The organism is Roseomonas rosulenta (assembly GCF_016106005.1).
GTDB lineage: Bacteria > Pseudomonadota > Alphaproteobacteria > Acetobacterales > Acetobacteraceae > Neoroseomonas > Neoroseomonas rosulenta.
Genome location: NZ_JACADR010000349.1, coordinates 1 through 3,961, shown reverse-complemented (window position 1 = coordinate 3,961; position 3,961 = coordinate 1). Strand labels below are relative to the sequence as shown.

General features: G+C 71.5%; 5 protein-coding genes, 2 tRNA genes and 1 pseudogene. All 8 read right to left on the bottom strand.

The window, feature by feature from the left end; translation table 11 throughout:
- Positions 1–513: Hint domain-containing protein (locus tag HW578_RS23870; RefSeq protein WP_198373203.1), on the bottom strand; the 513-nt coding region annotated here is incomplete at its 3' end.
- A gap of 114 nt (positions 514–627) precedes the next feature.
- On the bottom strand, positions 628–1,704 hold the full coding sequence (locus HW578_RS23865) for a CapA family protein (RefSeq protein WP_198373202.1): 1,077 nt from the start codon (positions 1,702–1,704) through the stop codon (positions 628–630).
- A gap of 211 nt (positions 1,705–1,915) precedes the next feature.
- Entirely contained in the window at positions 1,916–2,521 is a 606-nt protein-coding gene (locus HW578_RS23860) for a zinc metalloprotease (protein WP_198373201.1), read from the bottom strand.
- A gap of 166 nt (positions 2,522–2,687) precedes the next feature.
- Positions 2,688–2,764: transfer RNA gene (locus HW578_RS23855), tRNA-Arg, on the bottom strand.
- A gap of 30 nt (positions 2,765–2,794) precedes the next feature.
- Entirely contained in the window at positions 2,795–3,118 is a 324-nt protein-coding gene (locus tag HW578_RS23850) for an ETC complex I subunit (RefSeq protein WP_198373200.1), read from the bottom strand.
- A 24-nt stretch (positions 3,119–3,142) separates the two neighbouring features.
- Positions 3,143–3,216 (bottom strand) — tRNA-Pro (locus HW578_RS23845).
- A 46-nt stretch (positions 3,217–3,262) separates the two neighbouring features.
- Positions 3,263–3,742 carry a DUF192 domain-containing protein gene (locus HW578_RS23840; RefSeq protein ID WP_198373199.1) on the bottom strand — a complete coding sequence of 160 codons (480 nt, stop codon included), beginning with the start codon at positions 3,740–3,742 and terminating at the stop codon, positions 3,263–3,265.
- Between the two features lie 7 nt (positions 3,743–3,749).
- A pseudogene (locus HW578_RS23835) lies at positions 3,750–3,961 on the bottom strand (hypothetical protein); the annotation flags it as partial.

Genomic DNA, 3,961 nt, shown 5'->3' with positions numbered 1-3,961 from the left:
GGCCGCCGGCGCCGCCCAGCCCATCGCCTCGGCCCGCCAGGCCAGCAGGGCGCGCAGCGTGGCATCCGGGGCGCGGCGCGGCGCGCAGGGCGCTTCCGCGGGATCGGGGCTCGCCGTCTCGACCGCGGCGCCCGCGGCGAGTACCGCATCATGCGCTTCCAGCACCAGCCGCACGAGGTCGACCGCCGCCATGGCAGGCTCCGCCAGTATGCCCTGGCCATCGACGAGCTCGCCCGCTGCCACCAGCGCGCCATCGATCAGCAGCGCCTGGGCAGGGGGCAGCAGCAGGTCGTCCTGCGGGGCGCCGTCGGCCAGCGCATTCGCGCGGATGCGCACGAGCGGCGTGGCGAGGCTGACGCGTTCGAGCGCGACCAGCGGCCTGAAGGGCGCGGCCACACCGGACACAGCGAGGACCACCGCCCCCGGTGCGAGCATGCCGGCCACGACGGGGCCGCGGGGTGTGAGGACGGGCGTGTCGGCGGGCAGGCCGAAGGGGATGATCGTTGGGTTCACGCCTGGCCGGAATCCTTGCCATCCTGGACGACCCTCGACCGGTGCCGCCGGCCGGGCCATCGATACTTCCCCGCATCCTCGCCCGGCGGTGCGATTCCACCAAGCCGGCCTGGACTACAGGGGCAATTCGAGCCCCGCCGCGCTCTCCTCGAGCCGGCTGCCGAGCTCGGCGCTCATCGCGCGCAGCCGAGCCAGGATCCGCGCCCTGTCACGCCCCGTCGCGACGCGCATGGGCAGGGGCTGGGTGCGGATCGGCACGAGGCGCAGGCCCGTGGGGCCGCGCGGGCCGATGTCGAGCAGGAACAGGCAGCCCCAGTCCTGCGGCAGCAGCGGCAGCGGCGTGTAGTCGTCGATCGCATTGCCGGTGTCATAGAGAACAAGGCCGCGCCCGACCGCTTCGACCCCGTGCAGCAGATGCGCCGAATGGCCGTGGATCACGTCGAAGCCAGCGGCGAGCGCGGCATGGGCGAAGCCGCGCGCGGCATCGAAGGGCCGCTGGCGGAAGTTCGGCCCCCAGTGCAGCGAGAGGACCAGCAGATCCGCCCCGCGGCTGCGCAGCTCCGCCGCCACCGCGGCCAGCCCGGCAAGCCCGGGCGAGCCGGGGCGAAATTCCATGCGGTTCACGCCAGGGCGCGCCTGCCCGGCCGCATAGGCGGGGAGCGCATCGGTCGCGGCGAGAATCCCGATGCGCAGGCCCGGCAGGTCGAGCATGGCGGGTGCCGCGGCATCGGCGGCATCGGCTCCGGCGCCCACCGCGACGATGCGCGCCTCGGCCAGCAGGCGCCGCGTGTCCGCAAGGCCTGCCTCGTCCATGTCGAGGATGTGGTTGTTGGCGATAGAGACGGCGCGGACCTTGGCCGCGCGCAGAATGGCGATGGCCGCCGGCTCGGCGCGGAAGTGCTCCCATTTCGCGGTGCGGCGCTGGCTGGCGCGCGCCTCGGTGACCGGGGATTCCAGGTTGGCGATCGCGGCATCCGCGGCGCGCAGCAGCGGCAGCACGTCGCCCCAGAACCATTCGGGCGGGCGCGTGCGCAGCGTCGCGCTGACATCGCGCCCCAGCATCACGTCGCCGAGGAAGGCGATGGTCGCGGGGGGCGTTGTCGCCGCCGCGGCGCGGCCCGCACCCAGCAGCGCCGCGAGCAGTGGCCGGCGCAGGAAGGGCACGGGCGGGAGGATCGGTCGCGGCGGCATGGATGCGGCCGTATCTTCCCGGCGCTGCCGGCCGAACCGCAAGCGGTGCTTCGCGGGGCTGGCCGGATCGCGCCAGGGCGGTGTGGCGCGCACGGAGGGGGCGCGTGAGTCCCAGGGGTTTCCTTGGGTCTACCCGCTGCCTCGATGCGCCCTTGTATCGCCGGCACGCATCATGGTCGCGCAGCGACGTGAATGAACCGGCCGCTTCCGTTCAGCCCGAATGGAAGTAGGCGTGGCGGAAGGCTTCGATCTGCCAGTCCTCGATGAGATTTCGAGGCTGGTAGGTGTTGTTCAGGTCGTAGCTCCCGTAGGCCATGATGTTGTTCGTCACGACCGCGCCATTCTCTAGAAGGCGACGATCCCCATTGGGTGGGTCGCCAGGATGCAAGAGCCCGGCGCAATGGCCTGCCTCGTGCGTCATGGATAGCCCGTCCGGCATCAGCGTGAAGGCATCCATGATGACCCAGGGCAACCAGCCGATGCCCGGCGTCAGGCCGAGCGAGCCCGGCGCTTCCCCGCCGCCCTGGCCGCCGACCTGGCAGAGGATGACCGGCAGGCGGTTGTCGAAGCTGGCGTAGCGCGCATGGGCTGCGGCGCGCAGAGCAAGCCGCTGTGCAATGCCCTCGGCGCTGCGGCTTGCGCTCGAGATCGGAGCACTCCAGTCCAGGTCCAGGCTCCCGACCTTGGGATAGACATCGAACTGGAGCCCATAGGGGCGCAGAAAGGCGTTTCCCTTGAGGATCTGCGTGGCGAAGACCTGGTTCGCCCAGGGCGCGACCGGATTGACGTGGAACAGCGTGACCTTGAGGACGCCCATACTGCCGCCTTTCCCTGCCCGGTTGCCGCGTCGGACCACATCAAGCCCGATGCGTTATCGTATCAAGTTGAATGCCATTGACCGGAGGCAGCTTCAACTGAAATTTCCCAGGTGCTTGGAAGCGGTCGCTCGGTTTGAAGGCCGGGGGAGGCCTCGACGGCAGGAATGGCGCGCCCTGAGGGATTCGAACCCCCGACCCACGAGGTAGAAGCTCGTTGCTCTATCCAGCTGAGCTAAGGGCGCCCACCGCGCTCATACCACGGCGCGGGGTGGTCAGTGGGACCAGTTCTCCGCCCGGCCGAAGCGGAAATTCTCGGCATAGACCTTAGGCTTCATCGCGCCGCGGGCGGGCGGCGCCTCGACCTCGTAGGCGATGCCCTGCGCCTGCGCATAGGCCACCGCCTGTTCGCGCGTGTCGAAGGACAGCCGCACCTGGCCCAGCATGTCGCCCGAGCCATACCAGCCGGTCAGCGGGTCGAGCGCCTTGGCCTCGGCGGGCTCGAACACCAGAATCCAGCCCTGCGCCTTGGCGCGGCCGGACTGCATGGCCGACTTCGGCGGCTGGAAGATGCGGGCGAGGCCCTTGTGCTGCGACATGCGTGCCGTCCCCGGAGGTCGATATCGGGGCGACTGGATTCGAACCAGCGACCCCTTGGTCCCAAACCAAGTGCGCTACCAGACTGCGCTACGCCCCGTCGCGGCGCACCCTATGGAAACCGCCGCGCCGGGGCAAGCCGGGCGTCATGGCGCGGTGCCGAAGATCCTGTGCAGCACGCGATCGCCGGCGCGGATGTCCATCCGTTCCGTCACGCCCGCCGCCAGTTCGAGCGTCGCACGCACAGGCCCGTTGGAGGACACGGTCGCGAGCGAGAGCGGCACGGTGCGCTCCGCGATGCGATGGATGCGCCCATCCGCGGCGATGAACACCATGTCGAGGCTGGTGATGGTGTTGCGCATCCACATGCTGCTCTCGCGCGGGGCGCCCCAGTCGAACAGCATGCCCTCGTCGGGCTTCACCTCGGGGCGGAACATCAGGCCGATCATCTGGTGCTCGGTCGAGAGCGCCATCTCGACCGTGAAAGGAAGCCGCCGCCCGTCGCGCGTCACGATCACCAGCGGTTCTGTCGGCAGGCGCGGCTGCGGGCGGTCCACCCCCGGCTGGGCGCGCAGCGGCAGCGGTGCCAGGGCGGCAAGGGCGAGGACGGCGCGGCGCAGGATCATGGCGCTGTCATGCCACGCCGGCCGGGGTGGCGGGAAGGCCGGCCAGGGCAGTGGCAGCGGCACGGCGCACCACCGCGCGCACCACGCCCGGGCGCGGCGGGTCGGCCAGGGTGGTGAACCAGTGCTCCGGCGGGTCGCGCCATGCGGCGCGCGGGCTAAAGGCGCGCCCGGCGGCGCGCTGGAAGGCGAGGCCGCGCAGCACCGCCTCGGCCGCCGGGG

Coding starts and splice junctions, on each gene's coding strand:
- HW578_RS23865 (WP_198373202.1), bottom strand. CDS start 1,704: ATGCCGCCGCGACCGATCCTCCCGCCCGTGCCCTTCCTGCGCCGGCCA.
- HW578_RS23860 (WP_198373201.1), bottom strand. CDS start 2,521: ATGGGCGTCCTCAAGGTCACGCTGTTCCACGTCAATCCGGTCGCGCCC.
- HW578_RS23850 (WP_198373200.1), bottom strand. CDS start 3,118: ATGTCGCAGCACAAGGGCCTCGCCCGCATCTTCCAGCCGCCGAAGTCG.
- HW578_RS23840 (WP_198373199.1), bottom strand. CDS start 3,742: ATGATCCTGCGCCGCGCCGTCCTCGCCCTTGCCGCCCTGGCACCGCTG.